Genomic DNA, 24109 nt, shown 5'->3' on the forward strand with positions numbered 1-24109 from the left:
CGGGCGGGGGGGGGGGGGGGGGGGGGGGGGGGGGGGGGGGGGGGGGGGGGGGGGGGGGGGGGGCGGGGGGGGGGGGCCGCCCCCCCCCCCCCCCACCCCGGGGGTCAGTCGCCGTCCAGGGCGCCGACCTGGCTGTCGTTCATCGCGCCGACCCACAGGCGGAGGTCGTCGATCCGGCCGGGCATCCAGTGGCCCCAACCGGTCTCCCCGGCGGCCTGGGCCTCGCCGACGGTGAACAGTCCGCTGCCCGCGTCGGCGGTGTAGGGATGGACGGCGTCGGCACCGTTCTCGCTGTCGCCGAGGTAGAAGTGGACGGCGGCGGACGGACCGTCGTAGGTGCCGGTGAGCCGCACGGGGCTGCCGAGGTCGGCGGGTTCGTCGGACACCACTCCGTCGAAGTTCCCGTCCGCGGTCAGCCTGCCGAAGTACCAGGTGCCGACGGGGACGGTCAGGTCGTCGCCGCCGTCCGGGTCCGGCACGGTCTCGGTGCCGGCCACCTTGTACCAGAAGCCCCACGAGGAGCCGTCCGCGCTGCGCTGCCCGGCGATCTGGACGGTGGTGCCGACCGGTTTCTTCGCCAGCGCGGCCGGGTCCGGGTCGGCGGTCGCGGTCACGGTGAACGAGGCCGTGCCGTCCACCACCGGTCCGGCCGCGGTGGCCGCGCCGCTGCCGCCGTCGAGGACGAGCGAGGAGCCGTCGAGCGAGGCCCCGCCGGACAGCGCGAGCGACCGGGCGTACGGGCTGGTGGTGTCGTTGAGGACGGTGCCGGTGGCGCCGTCCGGGTTCCAGTCCGCCGCCAGGGCGACGGCGGGCGCGCCGTCGGCGTCGGGCAGCCGGTCCTCGGTGGCGATCTCGTCCGGGGTCAACGCCCGCTGCCAGACGGCCACTTCGTCGTCCCGGCCGCGCATGTAGTTGTCGAACACGCCGTAGGTCGAGCTGTTGCGGCCGAACTCCAGGAGTCCGTCCGCGGCGTGCGCGGCGGCCGCGGCGGGCAGCGTGACGGGCGCGCCCTGGAGCCGCCCGTTGACGTAGAGGCCGAGGGTGCCGGCCTCGGAGTCGTAGACGCCGGTGAGGTGGGTCCAGGTCTTCAGCGGTACGCCCGCCGTGCCGTTGGCCCCCAGGTACTTGCGGGCGCCGCCCTCCTGCCAGTTCCAGAGGAAGACCCAGCGCTGGATGTTCGGCGAGTAGTAGAGGGAGAACCCCGAACTGTCGCTGCCGGTCTCGGAGAGCACCGTCCGGAAGGCGGACTCGTCGGTCAGGTAGGCCCACGCGGAGACGGTGAACGACGACTCGGTGTTCACCACGGGCTGCGAAGTGGCCGCGTACCCCTGCTGGTTGGCGGTCACGGAGGTGTCGTTGAGCCACAGCGAACGGTCGCCGGAACCGGTGCGGGCGAAGGACGACCAGCCCGTGCCGGCGGTGTACAGCGTGGCGGGGTGACGGGTCCCCTCGGTCGCCGTGTCGGCGGCCGTGACGACCCCCGAGCCGGGCGCGGCGTCGTCGAAGTGCCAGCGCCCGATGGGGCCCTGGCCCTCCTGGACGTTGAACTTCACCGTCTGGGTCTGCCCCCAGCCGGCCGCGTCCTGGCCCCGCACCAGCAGCAACTGGGTGCCGGCGAGCTGCGGAGTGATCTTCGCCTGTACGGAGTTGCCCTTGATCGCCGCCGACCAGGCCGGGGACGAGGCGAGTTTGTACTCGTAGGCGGTGTTGGTGTCGCCGGAGGCAGGTCCGAAGGAGAAGGTGCCGGGCGTTCCCGGCCCGCCGGCCGCCGCGCAGGCGTCCGCCGTGCACACCGAGTACGGGCTGCCGACCGTCACCACGGGCGGCTTGGGCGCGGTCTTGTCGATCTTGAAGTAGCACCAGCCCTTGGTGGTCAGCGTGGAGTGCGACTGCACGTACCCGCCGTCGTAGTAGGACCGGGTGAAGACCGCCAGCCGGTAGAGGGAGTTCTCCGCGAGGGTGATCGGGGACGGGTCGGTCTCGGTGGTCCCGCTGCCCAGATAGCCGCTCAGGGGCCGCACCGGTTCGGTGGCGACCGCCCAACTGCCGTCGCCCGCCTGCTTCTCCACGTAGAAGTACGCGCGCAGTTGGGCTCCGCTGCCGCCACCGGAGACGGCGGCGACCTTCGCGGTGAAGTCCGGGGTCGCGTCACCGGTGATCTGCGGGTCGGAGGCGCTGGTCTCGCAGGTCACACCACTGCCCGACACGAGCCCGGCGGAGGTCGGCACCGCGGGCAGCCCCACGTAGGTCACCGACAGGACGGCGTCGTCGCGGAACCGCTTCCAGTCGCTGGTCGCGCTCTCGTCGCGTGCCTTGAGCAGCAGCGTCAGCCGGGAGAACCTGCCCGCCGCGAAGTCGGAGACCTGCGTCGTCAGCCGCGAGTCGTGGAACTCGACGGGCGCGGCCGGCTGGGAGGGGCTGCACTCCGAGCCGCGGCCGGCCGACACGTCGCGGCTGGCGACGGTGCCCAGGTTGCTGGGGCGGCCCGCCCAGGTGGTGGCGGAGCTGATGTTGCTGGTCCGTTCGACGTCGACCCAGGAGGCGTCGCAGGTGAACGACCATGACTCGGTGTCCCGGAACGTCGCGTCCAGCACCTTCTTGCCGGCCAGAGTGGTGGGCGCGAACTGGTAGTAGATCCGCTCCGTGTACCCGGTGCCGCAGTAGTAGCCGGCGTACGACGAGCAGTGGCCGACGCCCTTGCCCTCGTTGTTGGTGCCGTTGGTGAACTCGAAGTCGGTGGCGCCGTCCGACCGGATCTGGGTGCGGGCGGTCTGGCTGAGGCCGACGGTGGGGTCGATGTAGAGCGGGTAGGCGGCGGCGTCGGTCCGGGCCAGCATCGCGGCGTCCGGCACGACGGCCAGCGAATCGGCGTCGACCTTCACCGGGAGTACCGCGGAGGCGTCACCGTCGCCGGGCCCCGTGGTCGGGTCGTCGTCGGCGGGGTCCGCCGCGCCGGCCGGGGCAGGGGCGGAGGCGGTCGGCGTGGCGTCCCCGGTGCCCGCGGCGGCGGCCCGCGCGGCGGCCCGGGGCGTCGCCGCCGAGGCCTTCGCGGTGGCCGCGCTCGCGCCCTCCGCCGTGCCGGGACCGCTGGAGTCCCACATGAGGGCCGCGGGTGCGGAGAAGACCGGCGCGGCGGTGTCGGAGTCGACGGCGGTCATGCCGCCTCCGCCGGCCTGCCGGACCGCGAGGCCGTCGGCGCGCACCGAGAACTCGACCCTCGCCAGCGCGGGGTCGGCGGCCGCCTTCGGTGTCCTTACGACGAGCAGTTCCCGGTAGCCCTCCGTGGTCGCGGTCAGCCGCAGGTCCACGTCGGGCAGCACATCGGGGTAGGTGGCGTTCGCCCCGTCCAGCACGGGTTCCGGCAGCGTGCCGGACCACCCCAGCGCCAGCGAGCGGCCGTCGTGGCCGATGTCGACCAGGCCCGCGCCGTCACCGCCGCCGGAGAAGGAAAGCCGCACGACCGCCGCTTTCGGCCCCACCGTTCCGTCGGAACGTCTGACGAGCGTCGTGTCCGGTGCCGTCCAGGCACCGTCACCGGTCCTCACCCGTACGGGCACCGCGGACTGCTCCAGGGTGAAGGAGGTTCCGTCCGGGTCGGCATACGTCGTGTCGTATTCCGTCCGGTCGGCCTCCACCTCCACCCGCTGCCCGGTGGACCGCGCCTCGGCCGCGGCCGCCCGCTCCGCCGGGAGGGGCGCTCCCGTCCCGTCGTCCGCCGCCGCCGGCGCGGCCGCCGGGAGCAACGGGAGCACCGCCGCCAGGACGACGCCGGCCAGGGCAACCGCCGTTCCCCGCCCAGGTCTTGCACCGCGTGTGCCGACCGTGCGACACACTTCGCCCCACCCCATGAATCCCCCACCCAGGTGCCGCAGAAAGCTGATCATCGAAGAGCCAGCGAAATGTAGGTGAGAAATTGATGAGTGGTCCATGGACGCGAATGTCGAATTAGTGGACATGCCGTCACCTGTACGGCCCGCACAAACCTATGACACACATCACAGTAGGGAATGCGGTAAGAAATCCTTACGGAATGCGCGTACACGGCGGACCCGTCGGTTAACCCCGGGAAAACACGCTTCAAAATTGCGGGGCGCCGGGCAAACCGCATTTCCGCGGTCCGGACGGCGGCCACGACCCGGCGCACGGCACGGCACGGGCCGGCGCCGGGGGCCCCGCCGCCCGGCCTCCACCCGAGGGGCCGGGATGTCAAGGTTGTGCAATAAATTCCACTCGCACGGGTGGATGATCGATTGGCGATGACAACGCGCACGCCTGCGTTTCCTACGGTGTGGAGAAGTTGCCCCTGTCCCTGGTGACGGCCCGACAACCACGCCCCTCCATCGGGGGTACCAGGTCAGGAATCACCATGAGTGCTCGGGAGACGAACGGTGCCGCGGGGCAGCATCACGGTCGACGGGATCGGCCCGTGCCGGGGAGGCCGCCGGTACCGGCGAGGCTGCCCGCGCCGGGGAAGCCGCCCGCCCCGGGTCGGCACGCGCGGAGTTACGACGTCCGCGGCCTCACCGTGATCGAACTCCGCGGAGCCATCGACCTGAGCAACGTCCCCGAGATCCGGGCACTCGCCGATGCCGTGACCGCCCGGCCCGGCGTCCGCGTGGTCATGGACCTGCGACCGGTGGAATTCCTCGACGGTTCCACCCTCGGCCTGCTCTGCCGGACCCGCCGCCGGGCCCTCGACCAGGGCGGCCACCTGACCCTCGTCTGCGTCCGGCCCTGGCACCTGCGGATCCTCAGGGCCGCCGGGCTCGGCACGGTCTTCGCGCCGTTCGCCACCCTGGAAGCGGCCCTCGAAGCCACCCTGGGAGCGGCGAGCGGAACGCCGCCACCGCACGGCGGGTAGCCGGTCCCGCGCGGGACGCCCCCTCACCGAGGCGACCGTGCCCACCCACGCCCACTACAGCGACACGCCACGCGCCGAGCGCCATGCACCCACCGCCCGTTGTCCCTCGACCGTGTGAACCGGGCCGGGTGGGTGCCGGGCCCCCGGCAGGCAGGCGGGGAACGGCTTCCGAGGCACCGTCCGGGCGGAGAAGCCCCGCGGACGCACAGGCCACGGCAATAGACTTGTCGCCGTCGGCCGTTCGGACCCAGCGGCCGACCCGCACGTCCCCCTCGGGGACGGGCGGAAGCATTCTGTGTGCGGCACTTGGGAGGGTCCTCCCCGTTCCGGGGCCGTGCGGGAGTCGAAAACGACCTTGCGAGGACCCAGTGCCCCCTGCCGAGAACGGCATCTCTCCCGACAACCTCAGCATCCACACCGCCACCCGCGACGGGATCCAGGTCGTCACCCTGACCGGAGAGATCGACTACCACGTCAGCGGCCCCCTCCACGACGTGCTTCAGGACCACGCGCAGAACACCGGCCGCCTCGTCGTCGACTTCGCGGGCGTCTCCTTCATGGACTCCACCGGTGTCCGCGCGCTGCTGTCGACCGCGCAGTCCCTGTGGGACCGGCCCGACACCTGGATGAGGATCGCCGCTCCCAGCGCCCCCGTGCGGCACGTCCTGGAACTCGTCGGCCTCGACACCGTCCTCGCCGTCTATCCGACGGTGTCCGCGGCCCTCACCGCCTGACGGGGAATTTCGCCCCTCCTCCGCCGGGAGTACGGGAGGGAATGACGGACATGAGGGGTTCGCTGTTCCTTCTCGTCGACGGGCTCGGTGACCTGATGGCCTCCTCGAAGGTGCCCGAGCCCAGCCTCGGCGGACCGCGCGATTCCGACGAACTGGCCGCCGAGGCGGGCCAACTGCGGTCGGAGAACCAGCAGTTGCGCCAGGCACTGGCCACGCACGCTGTCGTCGACCAGGCTGTCGGCGTCGTCGTCGCCCTCGGGCGCGTCAGCGCGGACGACGGCATCGCCGTGCTGCGGGAGGTCTCCCGGCGCACGAGTACCGCGTTGTCGGAGGTCGCCGAGTACCTGCTGGGGTTCGCCCGGGGAGCGTCCCTGCCGGACGCACTGCTGGTCGCGACGAGGTCGGCGATCGCCCGCCGCACGCCGGGCGCCGGGCCCGCGGAAGGTCCCGGCGGCTGAGCACACGGCGCGGCAGGGGCGCGGCAGGGCTTTCAGGCCATGGCGATGTGACCGGTGATCCGTTTGCCCATGCCTTCGGGACGGATCTCGAAGCGCTGGACGAGGGCCTTGACGATCTCCAGCCCGTGCCGTCCGATCCTGCGGGGGTCGGCGGCGCTGACCTGCGGCATGTCCGGGGCGGTGTCCCAGACGGTCACCTGCACCGTCCGGTCCACCACCCTCAGATGCAGCAGGACCAGGCCGGGGGCGTACTTGCGGGCGTTGGTCACCAGCTCACTGACCACGAGCAGGGTGATCTCGACAGCGGGCGACGGCACGGTGATGCCGTGCGTCTCGTGCAGGCGGGCCAGGAAGCCGGCGGCGCGGTGGCGCGCCTCGGAGATCGCCGCGTTGTCCCGCAGGGTGAACGTCACTTCGGGCGCACCGTCCGTCGGACTGCCGCTCTGGTCGCCCGGCCGTGCCTTCACGCAGTCCGCCTCCACACCGTTCCCCCGAAGTCACGCGGCGGGTACCCCTGAAGGAACGGCCTGCACACGCCGGTGCGCCTTTTGAACGCCGAGGCGCCGCTCCCCCTGCGCGGATCGTCGCGCGGGATGCCCGGCCGGGCCGCCCCCGGGCGCCTTCCGCGCCCTCCTCCCGCCGGCACCGGCACAGGCCCCGGACCGACCGCCGCCACGACCTGAGAGGCGACGAAGTCGTCGCACACCCCTTCCGTCCGCGAAAACCAAGTGATACTTAGTTTTAGCATGACGGACATCACCGATCCCTCCACCGACCGCCCCGCGGCCGGGGCTTCGCCGGTGCGGCTTTCCCGCGTCGGGCTGCTTCTCCTGGTCGGGCAGTTGGCCTGGGCGCTGCCCGCGACCGCCTCGGTGACGCTGCTCCAGTCGCTGGCCGACGACGTCGACCCCCTGCACAAGGTGCGGGTGGTGGCCCTGATCGGTACCGCAGGAGCGGTGACCAGCGCGATCGGCACCGTCGGCGGCGGGCTGCTCTCGGACCGGACGCGCAGCAGGCTCGGCCGCAGGTCGCCGTGGCTGATCGGTTCCGCCCTGCTGGCCGCGGCGGCACTCGCGGCCTGCGGGACGACCACGGACCTGGTGGCGGTCGGCGCGTTCTACGCCGTCTTCCAACTGGGCATCGGCACCTGGGTCGCCGCGCTGTCCGCGCTCCTGCCCGACCATGTCGCGCCGGGGTCGACGGGCCGCGCGTCGGCCTTCGCGGGGATCGGCTACCTGCTCGGGCAGACCGCGGGCGGCGTGCTGGGCGGACTGTTCGTCCCGCATCCGGGCCGCGGGATGGCGCTGGCACCCTGGCTGATGGTGCTCGCCGCGCTGCTCGTCGCCGTCCGCCTGCCCGCGGCCGACAACCGGAACGCGCCCCGGCCGCCGCTCCGCGGCAGCGAGCTGCGCCCGCCGGGCACCCGGGACTTCTGGCTGGCCTTCGCGGGACGGTTCCTGTTCATCCTCGCGATCGTCCTGGTCACGCAGTACCTGCTCTACGTGTTCACCGACCACCTCGGGCTGGCCAAGGACGACGCCGGGCGGGCCGCCGCCGCGGCGACCGGGCTCGTCGGGGTGCTCGCCGCCCTCACGACCGTCGGCGGAGGTCTGCTCAGCGACCGGCTCGGCCGGACGAAGATCTTCGTCGGCGGGGCGCCGCTGCTGCTCGCCGCCGGCGCGGTGCCCGTGCTCGTCGCACCCGGCACGGCCACCATGTTCGTCTTCTGCGCCGCCGTCGGCCTGACGCTCGGTACGTACCTCTCCGTCGACCAGGCGCTGATGGTGGCCGTACTGCCGGACGCGGAGAACTCCGCGCGGGACCTCGGCATGCTGCAGATCGGCTCGACCCTGCCCGGTGTCGTCGCGCCCGTCGTGGGCGGCGCGCTGATCGGCTCGGCGGGCTACTCGGTCCTCTTCGTCGTCTCACTCGTCCTGGCCGTCGCCGCGGCGGCCGTGATCACCACCATCAGGAGCGTACGTTGACCAGCGAACCGACCTCGGAATCCCTGCCCTCGTTCCCGCCCGGCTTCCTCTGGGGCACCGCCATCGGCGCACACCAGTCCGAGGGCAACAACCTCGCAAGTGACTGGTGGTTCGCGGAGAACCAGCCCGGCTCACGCGTGGCGGAACGCTCCGGAGACGCGATCGACAGCTACCACCGCTGGCCGGAGGACCTGGACCTGGCCGCGGGGGCGGGCTTCCTCGACCACCGCTTCGGCATCGAGTGGTCCCGCGTCGAACCGGCGGACGGCAGGATCTCGCTCGCCGCGGTCGAGCACTACCGGCGCGTCGTGGAGGGAGCGGTGGCCCGCGGGCTGCGTCCGATGGTGACGCTGCACCACTTCACCGTGCCGCTGTGGTTCGCGGCCGGCGGCGGCTGGACCCGCGAGGACGCGGTGGAGCGCTTCCTCCACTACGTCGACGCGCTGGCACCCGTGCTGGACGCGGGCGCCGTACGGGTCGAGACCATCAACGAGCCCAACATCGTCGCCGTACTGCCGCAGTTGGCGACAGGACAGGCCGATCTCGCCGACGGGCTCCCGCTGCCGGACGAGGCTCTCACCCGGGCCATGATCCGCGTGCACCGCGCCACCGTCGGACGGTTGCGTGCCCGGCACCCCGGGCTCGACGTGGGCTGGGGCGTCTCCGTGCAGGACTACCAGCCCGAGCCGGGGGCCGAGGACGTGACCGAGACGTACTGCGAGCCGCGCGACCAGGTGTTCCTGCGGGCCGCCGAGGGCGACGACTTCATCGGCGTGCAGACGTACACGCGCGGCCGGATCGGCGCCGACGGCCGGGCAGTTCGCGTCGCGGGGGCCCAACTCACGCAGACCGGCTGGGAGTTCTACCCCGCCGCGCTGGGCGGTGCGGTGCGGCGGGTGGCCCGGGTCGTCGGCGGCGTGCCCATCGTCGTCACGGAGAACGGAGTCGCCACCGCCGACGACACCGAGCGCGTCCGGTACGTCACCGGGGCCCTGCGGTCGCTTCGGGCCGCGATGGACGACGGCGTGGACGTGCGCGGTTACTTCCACTGGAGCCTGCTCGACAACTGGGAGTGGGGCCACTGGGGACCCACGTTCGGCCTGGTCGCCGTGGACCGTACGACCTTCGCCCGGACGCCCAGGCCCTCACTGGCCTGGCTCGGCGCGCTCGCCCCGGCGGCGCGGTGACGGGCACGTCGGCGGTCGGCCGCTACACGCTCCCCGCGCGGGCGAACGTCGCGTAGAGCCGCTGGAGGTCACCGACCACGTCCACGGACGGATCACGCAGCCACTGGGCCTGAAGCCCGTCCATGGCGGCCATCAGCACCCGGGCCTGCCACGCGTGCCCCGGGCCCACCGCGCGGGTCATCAACTCCGCGATCCCCTCGGCGCGCCGCTTCATGAAGCCGTGCGCCGGGTGGCCCGGGTCGGCCGCGGCCGCGGTCATGTCGACGAACAGTTTGACCAACCCCGGTGTCCGGATGGTGTGTTCCATCAGGGTCCACACGTCCTCGGGGTCGGTCAGGTCGTACCGCTCGGCGTACGCGCGGTCCCGCTCCTCCAGGATCGCGACGAGCAACTCGTCCTTGCTGTCGAAGTAGTGGAGCACCGCGGCCTCCGTCACCCCGGCCCGCTCCGCGATGCTGCGCAGCGTCGGCCCCTGGCGCCCCGCCGTCTGGTACGCCTCCAGCGCGATCCGCAGGATCTCGGCTCGCCGTGCGATGCCCTTGGCGTACGGTCCCCGGCGGGTCTTGGCGGTCATGCTCGCGAGGCTACCGCCCTGCCGCGCCAACGAGACCGGGCGGCCGCCGGTACCGGGAGCGCGGCGCGTGCGGACAGCGTGGGGGCCACGTGTGCGGGTGGGCCCCCTGTGCGGCGGGGCGTTCCCCGGCCGCAGGCTTCGGCAGCCTTGCCGGACGCCGGACGCCGGACGGGGAGAGCCGGACCCGGCTCGCGGGTCCGGCTCTCCGGGCGCTACGAGGCGGGGGTCGCGGTTTCCTTGATGAAGAAGCCGGCGAGTGCCCCGAGGACCAGCAGGATCGGCATCATGAGCAGCGCGTGGCCGTAGTCGCTGAGCATGGGCGAGTCGGGCAGGATCTTGCTGGGGACGGCCTGGAGCAGTCCGCCGATGATGAAGCAGACGCCGTTGACGATGGCGGCCGAGCTGCCGACGAGCTTGCCGGGCACGGACTCGCCCGCCACGGTGAACCCGAGCATGTGGGCGCCCGCGAACAGGCCCACGCAGAACATGGTGACCACGGAGACGGCGTTGGTCTCCTTGGGCAGGTAGATGAGCAGGCACACGGCCGCCGCCTGGAGCAGCACGCCGACGATGGCGGGGACGCGGCGGTTGTTCCAGTGGTCGGACAGCAGGTTGAACAGGGGTGCGCCGACGGCGAGGCCGAGCCAGGACATGGCGGTCAGGACGGCGGCGAGCGACGTGCCGGCGCCGCGCGACTCCATGACCCGCGGGCCCCACAGCACGCCCATGGCGAGCATCGAGCCGAAGGAGACACCGGCCAGCAGCGAGGAGAGGACGACGTTGCGGTTGCGGAAGCAGGCGCCGAGGTCGTGGAAGATGCTGGAGACGAGCGACGGCCGGGCGGTGGTCCCCGTGGTCCGGGCCAGCTGTTCGGAAGCGTCGGAACCGGTCGAGGGGTTCCGCACGAGGAGGGCGAAGAGCACGATCAGCGCGACGCCCATGGCGCCGAAGCCGTTGAGGAGTTGCTGCCAGCCGACGTGCTGGAGCTGCCAGGAGATCGCCGGCTGGCCGAAGGCGGAGCCGAGCGAGGCGAGGGACTGCACCAGGCCGAACATCAGGCCGTAGCGGGCGGCCGGGAACCACTGGCCACCGATGTATCCGGCACCGACGAACCCGAAGGAGGAACCGACCGCGAGGACGATCTGCGCGGCGATCAGGGTGCCCATGCTGGTGGTCTGCGCGTACAGGAAGGCGCCCGCGGTGACGAAGGCGACGCCGATCGCGAGCAGCGGGCGGGAGCCGAAGCGGTCCAGCAGGGCGCCGGAGAAGAACTGGCACAGCGCGAAGGCCCAGGTGTAGATGGATCCGGCGAGGCCGATCTGGGCGACGGTGAGCGAGGCGGTCTTCTGGATCTCCGGGGAGACCACCGCGTAGCCGGTCTGGATCGAGAACAGCCAGACGACGAAGACGGTGCACAGGCCCCAGATCACCCAGGCCTCGACGCCGCCGATGGTCTTGTGCGGCCCGTGCAGGAAGCGGGCGCCGGGGTGCTTCTTGTACTCGGGTTCGCCGACGGGCGCGGGGCCCGGGGCGGGAGTGATGGTCGCCATGACGTACTCCTGTCGGCTCAGGCGGACGCGCGGTCGCGGTCGTGCGCCAGGGCGCCGTTGACGTAGGTGGCGCGCACGGTGCGGTCGTCGCCCATGACGGCGAGGACGAAGAGCAGTTCGTCGATGTCGCTCACGCGGGACGTGCGCTGGGCCAGCAGGGGGGTGGCCCGGGGGTCCAGGACGACGAAGTCGGCCTCGTGCCCCGGTTCGAGCGATCCGACCTTGTCCTCGATGCCCATCGCCTGGGCGCTGCCGAGGGTGGCGAGGTAGAACGCCTTGACGGAGTCGAGCGGGTAGTTGCTCAACTCGGCGACCTTGTACGCCTCGTTCATCGTGGCGAGCAGCGAGAACGACGTGCCCGCGCCGATGTCGGTGCCCAGCCCCACGTGCATGGGGCGTTTGGCGTCCTTCGCGTCGTGGACGTGGAACAGGCCGCTGCCCAGGAACAGGTTCGAGGTGGGACAGTGCGAGACCGCCGTGCCGGTCTCGGAGCACCGGTCGCGTTCGCGGCCGGTCAGATGCACCCCGTGGGCCAGCACGGCGCCCCGGCCGAGCAGTCCGAAGTGGTCGTAGACGTCGAGGTAGCCCTGCCGGTCCGGGAACAGCGAACGGACCCAGGAGATCTCCCCGGTGTTCTCGGACACGTGGGTGTGCACCAGCGCCTCGGGATGCTCGCGCCACAGCGTGCCCGCCGCCTCCAACTGCTCGGGCGTACTGGTCGGGGCGAACCTCGGCGTGATGGCGTAGAGGTTGCGGTCCTTGCCGTGCCAGCGCTCCAGCAGGGCCTTGGAGTCGTCGTAGGCCGACTGCGGGGTGTCGAGCAGGGCGTCGGGAGCGTTGCGGTCCATCAGGACCTTGCCCGCGGCCATCCGCATGCCGCGCCGGGAGGACTCCTCGAACAGCGCGTCCACGGACTGCGGGTACACCGCGCAGAAGGTCAGGGCCGTCGTCGTCCCGTTGCGCAGCAGCTCGTCGCAGAAGGACGAGGCGACCTGGCGGGCGTAGTCGGCGTCGGAGAAACGCTGTTCCTCGACGAAGGTGTAGTGGTTCAGCCAGTCGATGAGCTGGGAGCCGAACGCCGCGATGATGCCGGTCTGCACGTAGTGGATGTGGGTGTCGATGAAACCGGCCGTGATCACGTGGCCCGGGTAGTGGTCCACCTGGACGCCCTCTGGCAGCCGGTCACGCAGGGCAGCGTGGTCGCCGGCCGCGGTGATGACACCGTCCTCGCAGATCAGAAGGCCGTCGCTCTCGTACACGAAGGCGTCGTCCCGTCCCACCAGGAACGGGTCGTCACGGAACCAGACGAGCGGCCCACGGACAGCTGTGACGTGCGCGGACATGACCACCTCCAGCCGACGGGGTGCGAGCACTTGCCTCCATGCACGCCTGTCCGGGTGATCTCCGCACGCCGGGGCGGCCCGCACGAGTGACGTCGCGGGAGACGCGGGCGATGCCCGGGGCGTCCGGAACACACGGCGGGGACCCGCCCCGGGCGCGCGATGCGGGCGCGCCGTGCCCCGGGGCGGCGGACGCGAGCGGCCAGGCCGGGGCTCCTGCCGGTGCCCGGTGCCGGTGCTCCGGCCGCCGCTCCCCGGGTCTGCCTGGCTCCCGCGACCTCTACCGACGCGCTTCGCCTGCCGGCGGCGTCGTGAAGGGCAGCACCAGGCGGGAGGGGTGTGCCGCGTCCCGGTAGATCTTGTGGGTGACGGGGCGGCCCACCGGCAGGTGGAAGGCGTCCGGCGGCAGCAGCGCGTTGTGCTCGTCGGCCAACGGCTCGTCGTTGGACAGCTCCACGACCAGCCGGTGCCCAGGCAGGAAGGTCGCCGCGAACGGGTAGACGCGCAGCACGTACTCCTCGGTCTTCCCCGGTTCGACCGGCACCGCCCGGGTGTGCGGGTGGTGCGGGTCGCCCTCGGTCGTGCGTTCCTCGTCGAGCTCGCGGTGCGACGCCTTGAGGTAGGCCGTGGTGACGAGCTGCCGGTCACCGCCCGGTCCCTCGTCCCACATGCGCAGGATGAAGTTGGTGTCGGGCTGGTCGATCTCGGCGAAGAGGTGTGCCGCGCCCTGTCCGATCATCTCGGTGGGCTCGGTGAACGGGGCGGTGCGCCAGCTGAGGATCTCCACCTTGTCGGTCACCGTGAGCGGCGCCTGGTAGAAACCGTCGGGAGCGGCGTGCTCGGGGCCCATCGGCTCGGGCTCGAAGGAGAGCGCCCGGCGGGGGCGGAAGTAGAGCGACCGGTACTCGACGTCCTTCGGCGGCCACTGCGTGCCGGTGGCGGTCTCGCGTGATCCCTCGACGTGGACGGTGACGGCGGGCTCGTCCATCACTCCGTTGTCGATGCCCTTGAGCCAGTACTCGTACCAGCGGAACATCTTGTCGTGCTCCTCGACGAAGGGGCGCGACTGCATCGGCGGGTACGGGCCGATGTCGAGCTTCTTCGGTCCCTTCAACGCCTGGTACAGCTCGATGGTGCCGTCCATCGTCCAGCCGCGGCCCTGGTCGATCTGGAGCCAGACGGGGATGTCGATGTTCGGCGCGACGGTGATCGGGTTGCGCTCCTCGTACCAGTCGCCGTCGACCTCGTTCGTGACGATGTCGAACCACGCCTCGTGGTTCTTCGGGTAGTTGAGCACGTGGACGAGGTTGGGCCAGGCGACCACGTCCGGGTCCGCCAGCCGCTCGGCGACGCGCTTCCGGATCTCCTCGGGCGAGTGCGTCTCCAGCATGCGCGACTTGACACCGTCGGTGAACGCCCAGCCGGAGTCGCCGCCGCGGCCCTCGCGGGCGGCGCGCGGCATGAACCACATGACGCCGCCGTGGTAGGTGGTCTCGTAGAAGTCGAAGTGCCCGCCGCTGACGAAGATCGCCTTGAGGCTCGGCGGCCGCTCGGCCGCCGCCAGCACCTGCATCGAGCCGAAGTAGGAGATGCCGATCATGCCGACGTTGCCGTCGCACCACGGCTGCGCGGCGACCCACTCGATGAAGTCGTGGGCGTCCTGGCCGAGCGGGACGCCGCCGGCGTTGTAGTTGCCGATGTGCTCGCCCTCGGAGGCGCCGGAGCCGCGCAGGTCGCCGATGACGTGGGCGTAGCCCTCCTTGACGACGCGCGCGATGTCGCCGGCCTCGATGCAGCCGTCCCACATCGGGCTGGGCCGGCGCTGCGGGGGCGTGGTCAGGGCGAGTGCCTGGAGTTCCTTGCCGTAGGGGCTCAGGGCGACGAGCGCGGGCCGCGGTGTGTCGTCCGCGGGGCCGTAGGTGTCGGCCGCCAGTGTGACGCCGTCGCGCATCGGCACCCGGAGGTCCTTGCGGACGGCGATGGTCTGCCCGCCCGCCTGGATCGTGTGAAGGTCGGTCATGGTGTGGAGCTCCTGTGGTGCGGGTTCCGGTCGCGCGTGCGGTAGCCGTGCATCGAGGTGAAGAACGGCGACGGTTCGAGCGTGGGGTCGCCGGTGTAGCCGAGTTCCTCGGCGGCCCCGGCGAAGGGCGAGTACGGGGAGTCCGTCTCCGTGAGGCCGGCCTCCAGGCAGCGGCGGGCGGCCTCGGCGACGCGGCTCTCCGCCGCGAGGCTCTGGTCGATGGCGTCCCGGGCCTGCGCCGCGTCGAGTTCGACGCCGTACGGGGTGCCGTCGGCCCGCCGGTAGGGGTGCCCGAGGTAGAGGTGGCGCGGGCGGACCTCGTCGCGCAGGTGCTGGAGGCCGGCGCGGTAGGCGGCCGGGTCGGTGTAGCCGGGGAAGCCGTTGGCGGCGCCGTGGGCCTGTACGGCGTCGCCGACGAAGACGGAACGCTGTCCGTCGACGACGTAGGCGACGGACCCGGGGGTGTGCCCCGGGACCGCGTGCACCGAAACGGTGACGTCGCCGCCCAGGGAGAGGGTTTCCCCGCCCTTGACGAGCAGGGTGGGTTCCATCTCCCCGGAGATGACGGCGTGCGCGGCCGCCGCCACCTCGGCCTCGCCGCGGGGGGCGCGGAGGTATTGGCCCCGGCCGGCCCGGTACTCGTCCACGTGTGCCCGCCGGGAGCGGAGCATCGGTGCGTCGGCCTCGTGGATCACCACTCGGGCCCGTCGGCCGGTGAGTTCCCACAGGGCGTACGCGCCGCCGACGTGGTCGATGTGACCGTGCGTCAGCAGAATCCAGCGCACGTCCTCGACACGGCGCCCGATCGCCGCCAGCGCGGGGGCCATTCCCTCGGCGGGCGAGCCGGCGACCCCGGTGTCGACGATCGCCGGTTCGGGCGCGTCGATGAAGAAGCTGTACAGACCGAACCTGCCCCACGGCGAGACCAGGGGGTGGACGGGGACATCGTGTGTCATGGTCCTCTCTCCGAACTTGTGCGCGGCCGGGGCCGGTTCAGCGGCGGGTGAGGAAGTCGCGGGTCTCGGTGAAGACCCGGTGGTACTCGGGGATCCACGAGAAGTGCTGGACGAATCCGTGGCCGGCGCCCTCGTACCGGCTCACCGTCGCCGGCACGCCGGCCTCCCGCAGGCGCCGGCCGTAGAGTTCGCCCTCGTCGCGCAGGGGGTCGAACTCGGCGGTGACGATCAGGGCCGGCGGGAGCCCGCTCAGCTCCTTCCGCCTGACCGGGGAGACCAGCGGGTCCGCCGGGTCGGCGCCGCTGTCGAGGTAGAAGGCGTTGAACGGCTTGAGACCGGCGGTCTCCAGGCCGTGGCCGACCGCGTTCTCGCGCAGCGAGGCGTACCTGTCCTCGTCGAAGTCCAGGTCGAGCGAGGGGTAGTAGAGGATCTGGTGGGTGATCCGGTCGAAGCCGTCGTCGTGCGCCCGCGCCGCGACGGCGGCGACGAAATTGCCGCCGGAGCTGTCGCCGGCGAGGGCGAGGGTCGTACCGTCCCAGCCCAGGCTCTCGCCCTGCTCGGCCGCCCACCGCGTGACCGCGTAGCAGTCGTCGAGACCGGCCGGGAAGGGGGCCTCGGGTGCCCGGCGGTAGCCGACGGAGACGACCTTCAGCCCGGTCTCCCTCGCCAGCGAGCGGGCGACGTGGTCGTGGGTCTCCAGGCTGCCGAGGAAGAACGCGCCGCCGTGGAAGTAGACGAGCAGGCCGTGGCGGTCCGCGTCGGTGGGCGTGTGGACCCGTACCGGCACGTCACCGGAGGCGGTGCGCGCGGTCAGGTCCTCCACCGCGTGCAGCGGCAGCCGTTCCTCGGCCGGCGGCACCTGTGCTTCTTCGCCGGCGCGCATCGCGACCGGGTCGAGAGGGCCCTCGGGCGGGGGCGGGAGGGTGGCGAGGAACGTGGCGATCTCGGGGTGCAGCGGCATGGTCAGCGCTCCTTCGTCGCGGCGGCCGCGGGCTTCTGGCCGGGGAAGACGTCGTTGATCTCGTCCTCGGTCCAGCCCTGGCGCGAGATGGCCTGCAGTTCGTCGGTGACCGGCTTGCGGGTGGCCTGGTACAGGGCGAGGCCCTGCTTCAGGGAGTCCGCCCGGCGCAGGGCGTCGGCGAGCGCGCCGGCGTCCTCGATGGCGGAGTTCGCACCCTGGCCCTGGTGGTGGAGCATCGAGTGCGCGGCGTCGCCGACGAGGACGACGGAGCCGGAGTGCCAGGTGTCGACCGGGTCGATGTCGTAGACGGCGCGGATGTTCACGGTGTCCATGTCGAGGCCGCGCGTGATGGCCACCAGTCGCTCGTCGAAGCCCTCGACGGTGCGCAGCAGGTCCTCCTTGGTGACCTGCGGGGTCCAGGTGCCGTCCGGGCACAGGGCGGTGATGTCGAAGGACACCTGGCCGCGGTGGCGCAGCGGCAGCAGGTAGACCTTCGTGCCGCGGCCGATGTACATGCGCAGGTTGTCGTCGGTGACCAGGCCGTGGGCGTCGTCCACGGAGATGACGGCGCGGTAGGCGTGCTCGCCGGAGAACACCGGGCCCTTGTCGCTGAACAGCTGCCGGCGCACGACCGACTTGATGCCGTCGGCGCCGACGACGAGGTCCGCCTCGGCGGTCGTGCCGCCCGTGAAGGTCAGGACCGAGCGGTCGCCCTTGTCCTCGATCGTCTCCAGCCGGTGGCCGAGGCGCACCATGCCCTCGGGCAGCACGCCGAGCAGGGCCTCGATGAAGTCGCCGCGGTGGATCAGGTGCGTGTGGGTCTGCCCGGCGTCGGCCGGCCACGCCTCCTTCACGATCGGGCCGCCGGTGGCGCTGAGGATCTCGAAGTACTCGCTGGGCGAGCTGACGCGGGCGATCGCGTCGAAGATCCCCCACTCGCGGAACCGGTTCATGGTGACGGGGCGCAGGCCGATCCCGGCACCGACCTCCCGGGTCAGGCTCGCCTGCTCGTAGACGGTGACGTCCGCCCCGAGCAGGCTGAGGGCCTTGGCCGCCGCCGCACCGCCGTATCCCGCGCCGACGATCGCGATCTTCAGGTCTTTCAGGTCGGAGGACTGCATGGTGGGTCTCTCTTACTTCTGGATGGTCAGGAAGTCGGCCGGGTTGCCGACGAAGATCGTCTGGACGGCTGCCTCGTCGAGGCCGGCGGCGCGCAGGTCCGGGACGAGGTCGTCGAAGAGGTAGTTGATGGTGTGGCCCTTGACCCCGGGCCAGCCCAGCGGGGAGCAGTTGGCGTCCGCCGAGGCGAGGACCTGCCGGATGCGGCGGCCCTCGTCGATGAACCGCAGGAAGTGGTCCAGGCGCTCCTTGCGGGGGCGGGCCCAGAACGGCGGGTCGGGCAGCTCCGTCTCGTAGCCGAAGGTGTCGAAGCCGACGCGGCCGCCCTGCTCGGCGATCCAGACGTCCCGGGTCTTGTCGGCGTTCACCCCGTCGTCCACGTGCCCGAACAGGACACGGTCCAGTGGCAGGCCCTCTTCGTTGAAGATCGCCACGGCGTTCTCGGCGTCGATCGCGAGGTGGGTCAGGACGGGGACGCCCGTGGCGAGCGCGGCGCGGGCGGCGGCGCGGTAGATGCGCTTGTCGAGGTCGGTCATGCGACCGCCCCGGCTCACGCCGACCTTGATGACGCCGGCGAGGCCGCCGGTGTCGCCGATGCCGACGGTGATCTCGTGGACGAACTGCCGTGTCAGGTAGTCGACGTCGGCGCGGGCGAAGTGCGGCAGGGCGGTGTCGCCGCCGACGAAGCCGGTGCAGGCGACGATGTGGACTCCGGTCTTCGCCGACAGCGACTTGTAGTAGTCGACGTCGCGGCCGTTGCAGATGCCGGTCGCGTCGACGAAGGTGCCGCCGCCCAGCTCGTGGAAGCGGCGCAGCTTGGGGACGGTCTCCTCGTAGCGCTGTTCGGGCGTCTTCCACCACCGCGTGTCCAGCTCGGAACCGGGCATGCCGTAGCCGATGTGCTCGTGGATCGCCACGAAGCCCAGCTCCTCGGCGGGGATCGGGCCCAGGACGGTGTTCACTCGCGACACAACACTCACCTTCGAAAGAGTTCTTGACGGTCGGTCGGGCCGGCGTGCTCAGCGCACCGCGAGCAGGGCGGCCGGGTTGGCCCCGAGGATGCGCCGCACGTCGCCGTCGCCGACGCCGTGCGCCTTCAGCAGCGGCACGAAGGCCGTCAGCACGTGGCTGTACGGCAGGTCGTTGGCGGGGTGCCCCTTGGCCACCCCGGTCGCGCCGACGGAGAGCAGGATCCGGTCGGCGTGACCGGCGCGCACGAGGCCGGCGACCAGTGCGGCGCGCTCGGCGTCGGTGACGTGCTCGTCGTCCTCGGTGCCGACGTGGTCGAGGAGGACGTGGGCGCCGCGCTCGGCGACCTTCGCGGGTGCGCCGTCGGCGACGGCGTCCTCGCGGTCCAGGCCGCCGACGGCCACCCGGTCGGCCGGGAGCCTCTCGTCCAGGACGACGTCGAGTTCGGCCGCGGCGTCGTCGCCGTACCGGAAGGAGAAGGCCGTCCCGGTGGTGAGCGCCGCGCGGGCGGCGCCGCGCAGCAGGCTCTCGTCGGTGGCCGTCATGCCGGTGCGGGTCACCGCGGTGGTGACCAGTCCGGCCGGGGCGCGGCGCTCCACGCGCGGGACCACCATGCCCTCGGTGATCTCCCGGCCGAAGAGGTCGGCGAACTTCTCGGCCGGCCAGGGGGTCGGCGGGTTGGTCTGCGGGGTGAGGAAGTATCCGCCGAGCAGTTCCTCGGGCCCCTGGCCGGTCGAGGCGACGATGTGCACGCCGGTGGCGCGGGACAGGGCCTCGTAGAGCCGCACGTCGCGGCCGTGGAACATGCCGGTGCTGTCGACGAGCGTGCCGCCGCCGTGGGCGCGGAAGTCGCGCAGTCGGCCGGCGAGCGTCTCGAAGACCTCGGCTCGGTCGAGAGTGATGTCGAAGGCGTGCTCGGCACCCGGAAGCACCGACAGCAGCGCCTCGTGGACCGAGACGACGCCCAGCTCGTCGGTCGGCACCGGGCCCAGAACGGTGTTCACGGTGGTGCTGTTCACGCTGTGCCTGCCTCACGTGTCCGGTGGGGGTGCGACGGTGCACCCTGTGGCTGCCGTCACGGTAGCCATTCGTTTTACACGACGTCAATGAAACGAACACCACGAAAAAACAATGACCTGACAGTTGCGCGAGAGGCGAGGATCAGAGCAAGGAGGAGGCGAGCGGCCCGATATGCATGCTGTGCATGCCGCACCATGCCAATCATTCACTTGATGAATGTGACGCGGACGGCCTTCACTGAGGGCATGCGTAGACCGCCCGCCTCCGACCTCGACCTCTTCGCCGACGAAGTCCTCCTGGATCCCCTGCCCTTCCACGCCGAACTGCGCGAGACGGGCCCCGTCGTACACCTGCCGAAGAACGACGCCTACGCGCTGACGCGCTACGACGTCGTCCGCGACGCCCTCGCCGACTGGGAGTCGTTCTCCTCGACGTCCATCGCCTTCAACCCGGCGGCCGACCAGGCCCTCACCGGCACGTCACTGGCGTCCGACCCGCCGGCGCACACCCCGCTGCGCGCCACCCTCACCGAGAACCTCGCGCCCCGCGCCCTGCGCGGGCTGAAGGGCCGCATCGAGGCGAAGGCCGACGACCTGGTCGCCGCACTCGTCGCGCGGGGCTCCTTCGAGGCCGTCGACGCCCTCGCCCGCGCCTTCCCGCTGGAGGTCGTCGCCGATCTGATCGGCTTCACCGGCCATGTGCGTGACAGCATGCTCCGCTGGGGACAGGCCGCCATGGAGGTCCTCGGCCCGCTGAACCGGCGCACCGCGGAGAGCTTCCCGGTCGCCGGCGAGCTGTACACCTGGTGCGCCGGGGTAACGGCCGACGACCTGGCCGAGGGCTCGGTGGGCCGCGGCATCTTCGACGCCGAGGCGCGCGGCGACATCCCCGCGGGGACGGCCGGCCACATCATCCACCAGTACCTGGGCGCCGGTGTCGACACGACGGTCGCCGCCATCGGCAACATCGTCGCCCTGTTCGCCGCACACCCGGACCAGCTCCACGAAGTGCGCGCCGAACCGTCCCTGGTTCCGGCGGCGTTCAACGAGGTGCTGCGGTACTGGCCCCCCGTCAACGTCTGGGGCCGCGTCACCACCCGGGACGTGCGGGTCGAGGGCGTCCACGTCCCGGCGGGCGCACGGATCGCGGTGCTGTTCGGCGCCGGCAACCACGACCCGCGGCACTACGACAACCCCGACGCCTTCCTGGTCGGGCGCAACCCGGTCGACCACCTGTCGTTCGGCTACGGCCCGCACGGCTGCGCGGGCCAGGGGCTCGCCCGCCTGGAGGCCCACGCCGTGATCCAGGCACTGTCCCGGCGCGTCGAGCGCCTCGTCGTCGGGCCCGAGGTCCGCGTTCCCGCCAACATCACCCGGAGCATCGACCGGCTCCCCGTCCTGGAGGTGATCCCCGCGTGAGGATCGTTCTCGACCGCCCCCGCTGCGAAGGCCACGGCCTGTGCGAGGAGGCAGCACCGCAGCTCATGCACCTCGACGACGACGGCGAGCTGACGCTCGACCGGGAGGAGGTCGAAGGAGGCGACGCCGAACTCGCCCGCGCCGCCGCCCGGGTCTGTCCCGTCGCCGCGCTGAGGGTCGCATGAGCACCGCCGCCCCGAGACGCGTCGTCGTCGTCGGCAACGGCATCGCCGGACTCACGGCAGCCGACACACTCCGCGAGGCCGGGTTCGACGGTGAACTGACCCTCGTCGGCGACGAACCGCGCCCGGCGTACAGCCGGCCCGCCCTGTCGAAGGCGCTGCTGCTCGACGGCGACGACCTGTCCTCGCACACGTTGCCACCGACGTCCCACTGGGCGAGGGAACTGCTCGGCGTCCGCGCGACCGGCCTCGACCCGAACCGGCGCCTGGTCGCGCTCGACGACGGCACCGTCCTGCCGTACGACGGCGTCGTCCTCGCCACCGGCTCCCGGGCCCGGCGGTTGTCCGAGCTGCCCGACGAGGTGACTCTGCGCAGCCTCGACGACGCGCTCGCGCTGCGCCGCCGCCTGGCCGGCCGGCCTTCCGTCCTCGTCGTCGGCGGCGGCCCGCTCGGCATGGAGATCGCCTCGGGATGCCTGGCCGCCGGCTGCCGGGTCACCCTCGTCTCGCGGGGCGGACCGCTGACCGCCCGGCTCGGCCCCCACCTCGCCCGTGTCCTGACCGCCACCGCCCGCGAGCGGGGACTCACCGTGGTCGAGACCGGTCCGGCCCGTGTCGAGGGGCAGCCCGGCGACGCCCGCGTCGCGCTCGGGGACGGCACGGTACTGCGGGCGGACGTCCTGATCACCGCCATCGGCGACGTCCCCAACACCGAGTGGCTCGGCGGCACCGGGCTCGTCGTGAACGGCGCCGTTCCGGTCGACGCGCGCGGCCTCGCCCGCCCCGGCGTCGCGGCCGTCGGCGACCTCGCGGCCCTCCCCACCCCGCGGGGCCCGCGCCGCGTCCCCCTGTGGAGCAGCGCCGTCGACCAGGCGAAGGTCGCCGCGCGGGCGCTCCTCCACGGCGACGACGCCCCACCGCTCTCGTTCCAGCCGTACTTCTGGACCGAGCAGTTCGGGCGGACCCTCAAGGCCGTCGGAGAGCTGCCCGTCGAAGGGGAACCGGAGTACGTGGACGGGGGACCCGACGGCCCCGCGCTGATGACCTGGCGGCAGGGGAACGGCGGCACCACGGCCGTCGCCCTGGACTGCCGCGTCCCCGTCCCCCGGCTGCGCCGCATGACACGGACCGCCGCATAGGGTGTGCGCCATGAACGGCGAGGAGGGCACCACGGCGACATCGGGGCTGGACCGGCTGGCATCGGTCAACCTCAACCTGCTGGTGCCCCTCCTCGCCCTGCTGGAGGAGCGGTCCGTGACCAGGGCCGCGGAACGGGTCGGGCTCTCGCAGCCCGCCATGAGCCACGCCCTGGCCCGGATGCGGCGCCTGCTGGGCGACGACCTCGTGGTCCGGCAGGGCAGTGGCGTCACGCTCACCCCCCGGGCGCTGGAGCTGATCACCCCGCTGCGCGGCGCCCTGCAGCACACGGCGCGGGTCGTCGACTTCCCCTCCTTCGATCCCGCCACCGACAAGCGGGTCCTCACCGTCGCCATGACCAACAGCACCGCGTTCGTCGTAGGCCCCCGGCTGACCCGGCTCGTCGCCGAGCGCGCCCCGCACGCCACCCTGCGGATCCGGACGATCACGGTGCCCACCGAGGCCACCTTCACCGAAGGGGGCGTCGACGTCGTACTGATCTCCGAGGGGCACTTCTCCCCGTATCCGCGCGAACGGCTCTACGACGACCGCTGTGTCGTGGTGGCCTCGCCGGACACCTCCCCGCGGGCGAGCGCCCTCGACCTGCTCACCACCGAGCCGCACGTCGTCGTCGACACCGACCGGCGGGTCTTCCCGTACTCGGTACTGGAGAACGAGGCGATCCCCTACCGCGTCGGGCTGTGGGTCTCCGACTTCCTCCTGGTGCCGTTCCACGTGGCGCGCGCCGGTGGGGTCGCCCTGCTGCGGTACCGGGTCGCCGACACCATGCGCACCCTCGCCGACCTGCGGATCGAGGAGTTCCCGTTCCCGCTCCCCGGGCTCGGCATCGACATGGTGTGGAACCCGCACCTGGCCGACCGGCACTTCGTCGCCTGGCTGCGGGAGTTGCTGCGCGACGCCGCGGCCGAGCGGTGAGACGGCCGGCGGCGCCGGATCAGCCCAGCAGCCGTACCCAGCTGGCGCTCAGCTCGTCGAGCAGCTGATCGCGGGTGACCTTCCAGTCGGTGCGGCCCCAGTGCTGGGCGACGTAGTCCAGCTCGGCCATGGCCAGCACTCCCCGGAAGCGGCGCTGGTGGGGGGCGAGGCGCCCGGCCCGCGTCAGGCCGTCCTCGATGTCGCTGATGGCTTCTTCCAGCCATCGCTCCACCAGGTCGCGCAGCTCGGGATCGACCGCTGCGGCGTCCCGGCCCACACGGATGATCGGCCGGATCTCGGGCCAGCTGTCCGCGGTGCGCCGCAGCCAGGCGCTGATCGCGTCCGACGTCCCGTCGGCCACCGTGGCGACCAGGTCCCGGGCCGTGGAACCGTGCTCCGGGGAACGGACGCGCTGGAGCGCCTCGTTGAGCCGCTCGTCGATGAGCGCTCTCATCAGATCGGTGCGGGAGGGAAAGTAGGCGTAGAAGGTCACCCGGGTGGTGCCCGCGGCGGTCGCGATGTCGTCGACCGTGGTGGCGGCGTAGCCCTTCGTGGTGAACAGTCCGAGCCCGGACTCCAGCAGGAGGCGGCGCGTCATCTGCTTCTGTGCCTGTCGGAGGTTCGCCATGCCGGAGATCCTAGTGCCCTGCCGCGCCCTCGCTGTACGGGCCGGCTCCGCTGCGAACGGCATGTAAAGCGCGC

Annotated in this window: 21 protein-coding genes; 9 read left to right on the forward strand and 12 right to left on the reverse strand. The window is 72.3% G+C overall.

Annotated elements, in window-relative coordinates; all coding sequences use genetic code 11:
• Nucleotides 1–104: 104 nt before the first annotated feature.
• Complete coding sequence (locus ACFZA0_RS36670; protein ID WP_391025085.1) at nt 105–3752, reverse strand: LamG-like jellyroll fold domain-containing protein; 3648 nt, start codon at nt 3750–3752, stop codon at nt 105–107.
• A gap of 614 nt (nt 3753–4366) precedes the next feature.
• Here ACFZA0_RS36670 and ACFZA0_RS36675 point away from each other — a divergent pair.
• From ACFZA0_RS36675 to ACFZA0_RS36685, 3 genes are all read left to right on the forward strand, one after another.
• Complete coding sequence (locus tag ACFZA0_RS36675; RefSeq protein WP_391025087.1) at nt 4367–4861, forward strand: anti-sigma factor antagonist; 495 nt, start codon at nt 4367–4369, stop codon at nt 4859–4861.
• 368 nt (nt 4862–5229) lie between these two features.
• A complete protein-coding gene (locus ACFZA0_RS36680) occupies nt 5230–5595 on the forward strand; it encodes an anti-sigma factor antagonist (RefSeq protein ID WP_391025089.1) in 366 nt (121 codons plus the stop codon).
• Nucleotides 5596–5636: 41 nt separating this feature from the next.
• A complete protein-coding gene (locus tag ACFZA0_RS36685; protein ID WP_391025091.1) occupies nt 5637–6053 on the forward strand; it encodes an ANTAR domain-containing protein in 417 nt (138 codons plus the stop codon).
• A 32-nt stretch (nt 6054–6085) separates the two neighbouring features.
• Here the strand turns inward: ACFZA0_RS36685 and ACFZA0_RS36690 are convergent, their stop codons facing one another.
• A complete protein-coding gene (locus tag ACFZA0_RS36690) occupies nt 6086–6520 on the reverse strand; it encodes an ATP-binding protein (RefSeq protein WP_391025093.1) in 435 nt (144 codons plus the stop codon).
• Between the two features lie 279 nt (nt 6521–6799).
• On the opposite strand from ACFZA0_RS36690, the gene ACFZA0_RS36695 reads away from it, so the two are divergent.
• Both ACFZA0_RS36695 and ACFZA0_RS36700 read left to right on the forward strand, forming a co-directional pair.
• Nucleotides 6800–8038 (forward strand): MFS transporter, encoded by a 1239-nt coding sequence (locus ACFZA0_RS36695; RefSeq protein WP_391025095.1) that lies wholly within the window; start codon nt 6800–6802, stop codon nt 8036–8038.
• Nucleotides 8035–9225 carry a family 1 glycosylhydrolase gene (locus ACFZA0_RS36700; RefSeq protein WP_391025097.1) on the forward strand — a complete coding sequence of 397 codons (1191 nt, stop codon included), beginning with the start codon at nt 8035–8037 and terminating at the stop codon, nt 9223–9225. Before ACFZA0_RS36695 ends, ACFZA0_RS36700 begins: the two co-directional genes overlap by 4 nt.
• A gap of 22 nt (nt 9226–9247) precedes the next feature.
• On the opposite strand, the gene ACFZA0_RS36705 is transcribed toward ACFZA0_RS36700, so the two are convergent.
• The 9 genes from ACFZA0_RS36705 to ACFZA0_RS36745 form a co-directional block, all read right to left on the reverse strand.
• Nucleotides 9248–9799: a TetR family transcriptional regulator gene (locus ACFZA0_RS36705; protein ID WP_391025099.1), complete on the reverse strand. Its 552-nt coding sequence runs from the start codon at nt 9797–9799 to the stop codon at nt 9248–9250.
• A 212-nt stretch (nt 9800–10011) separates the two neighbouring features.
• A complete protein-coding gene (locus ACFZA0_RS36710; RefSeq protein ID WP_391025101.1) occupies nt 10012–11349 on the reverse strand; it encodes an MFS transporter in 1338 nt (445 codons plus the stop codon).
• 17 nt (nt 11350–11366) lie between these two features.
• Entirely contained in the window at nt 11367–12722 is a 1356-nt protein-coding gene (gene guaD, locus ACFZA0_RS36715) for a guanine deaminase (RefSeq protein ID WP_391025103.1), read from the reverse strand.
• Nucleotides 12723–12969: 247 nt separating this feature from the next.
• A complete protein-coding gene (locus ACFZA0_RS36720) occupies nt 12970–14709 on the reverse strand; it encodes a CocE/NonD family hydrolase (protein ID WP_391025105.1) in 1740 nt (579 codons plus the stop codon).
• Complete coding sequence (locus tag ACFZA0_RS36725) at nt 14706–15665, reverse strand: MBL fold metallo-hydrolase (protein ID WP_391025107.1); 960 nt, start codon at nt 15663–15665, stop codon at nt 14706–14708. Before ACFZA0_RS36725 ends, ACFZA0_RS36720 begins: the two co-directional genes overlap by 4 nt.
• A 37-nt stretch (nt 15666–15702) precedes the next feature.
• Complete coding sequence (locus ACFZA0_RS36730) at nt 15703–16626, reverse strand: alpha/beta hydrolase fold domain-containing protein (RefSeq protein ID WP_391025109.1); 924 nt, start codon at nt 16624–16626, stop codon at nt 15703–15705.
• Nucleotides 16627–16628: 2 nt separating this feature from the next.
• On the reverse strand, nt 16629–17747 hold the full coding sequence (locus ACFZA0_RS36735; RefSeq protein WP_391025111.1) for an FAD-dependent monooxygenase: 1119 nt from the start codon (nt 17745–17747) through the stop codon (nt 16629–16631).
• Nucleotides 17748–17759: 12 nt separating this feature from the next.
• Nucleotides 17760–18716: a phosphotriesterase gene (locus ACFZA0_RS36740; RefSeq protein WP_391025113.1), complete on the reverse strand. Its 957-nt coding sequence runs from the start codon at nt 18714–18716 to the stop codon at nt 17760–17762.
• Nucleotides 18717–18764: 48 nt separating this feature from the next.
• Nucleotides 18765–19733 carry a phosphotriesterase gene (locus ACFZA0_RS36745; protein WP_391025115.1) on the reverse strand — a complete coding sequence of 323 codons (969 nt, stop codon included), beginning with the start codon at nt 19731–19733 and terminating at the stop codon, nt 18765–18767.
• Nucleotides 19734–19979: 246 nt separating this feature from the next.
• Between ACFZA0_RS36745 and ACFZA0_RS36750 the strand changes: the two genes are divergently transcribed.
• From ACFZA0_RS36750 to ACFZA0_RS36765, 4 genes are read left to right on the forward strand one after another with little or no spacing between them, the layout of a single operon-like run.
• Nucleotides 19980–21152: a cytochrome P450 gene (locus ACFZA0_RS36750; RefSeq protein ID WP_391025117.1), complete on the forward strand. Its 1173-nt coding sequence runs from the start codon at nt 19980–19982 to the stop codon at nt 21150–21152.
• Nucleotides 21149–21337 carry a ferredoxin gene (locus ACFZA0_RS36755; protein WP_391025119.1) on the forward strand — a complete coding sequence of 63 codons (189 nt, stop codon included), beginning with the start codon at nt 21149–21151 and terminating at the stop codon, nt 21335–21337. The genes ACFZA0_RS36750 and ACFZA0_RS36755 overlap by 4 nt, the downstream gene beginning before the upstream one ends.
• Complete coding sequence (locus ACFZA0_RS36760) at nt 21334–22473, forward strand: FAD-dependent oxidoreductase (protein ID WP_391025121.1); 1140 nt, start codon at nt 21334–21336, stop codon at nt 22471–22473. Before ACFZA0_RS36755 ends, ACFZA0_RS36760 begins: the two co-directional genes overlap by 4 nt.
• Before the next feature lie 10 nt (nt 22474–22483).
• Complete coding sequence (locus tag ACFZA0_RS36765) at nt 22484–23407, forward strand: LysR family transcriptional regulator (RefSeq protein ID WP_391025123.1); 924 nt, start codon at nt 22484–22486, stop codon at nt 23405–23407.
• Between the two features lie 19 nt (nt 23408–23426).
• On the opposite strand, the gene ACFZA0_RS36770 is transcribed toward ACFZA0_RS36765, so the two are convergent.
• The gene (locus tag ACFZA0_RS36770; RefSeq protein WP_391025125.1) at nt 23427–24035 is read right to left on the reverse strand and encodes a TetR family transcriptional regulator; all 609 of its coding nucleotides are present in this window, start codon (nt 24033–24035) and stop codon (nt 23427–23429) included.
• Nucleotides 24036–24109 lie beyond the last annotated feature (74 nt).

It is taken from the genome of Streptomyces sp. NPDC008150 (assembly GCF_042956945.1).
In the GTDB taxonomy this organism is placed as follows: Bacteria; Actinomycetota; Actinomycetes; order Streptomycetales; family Streptomycetaceae; genus Streptomyces.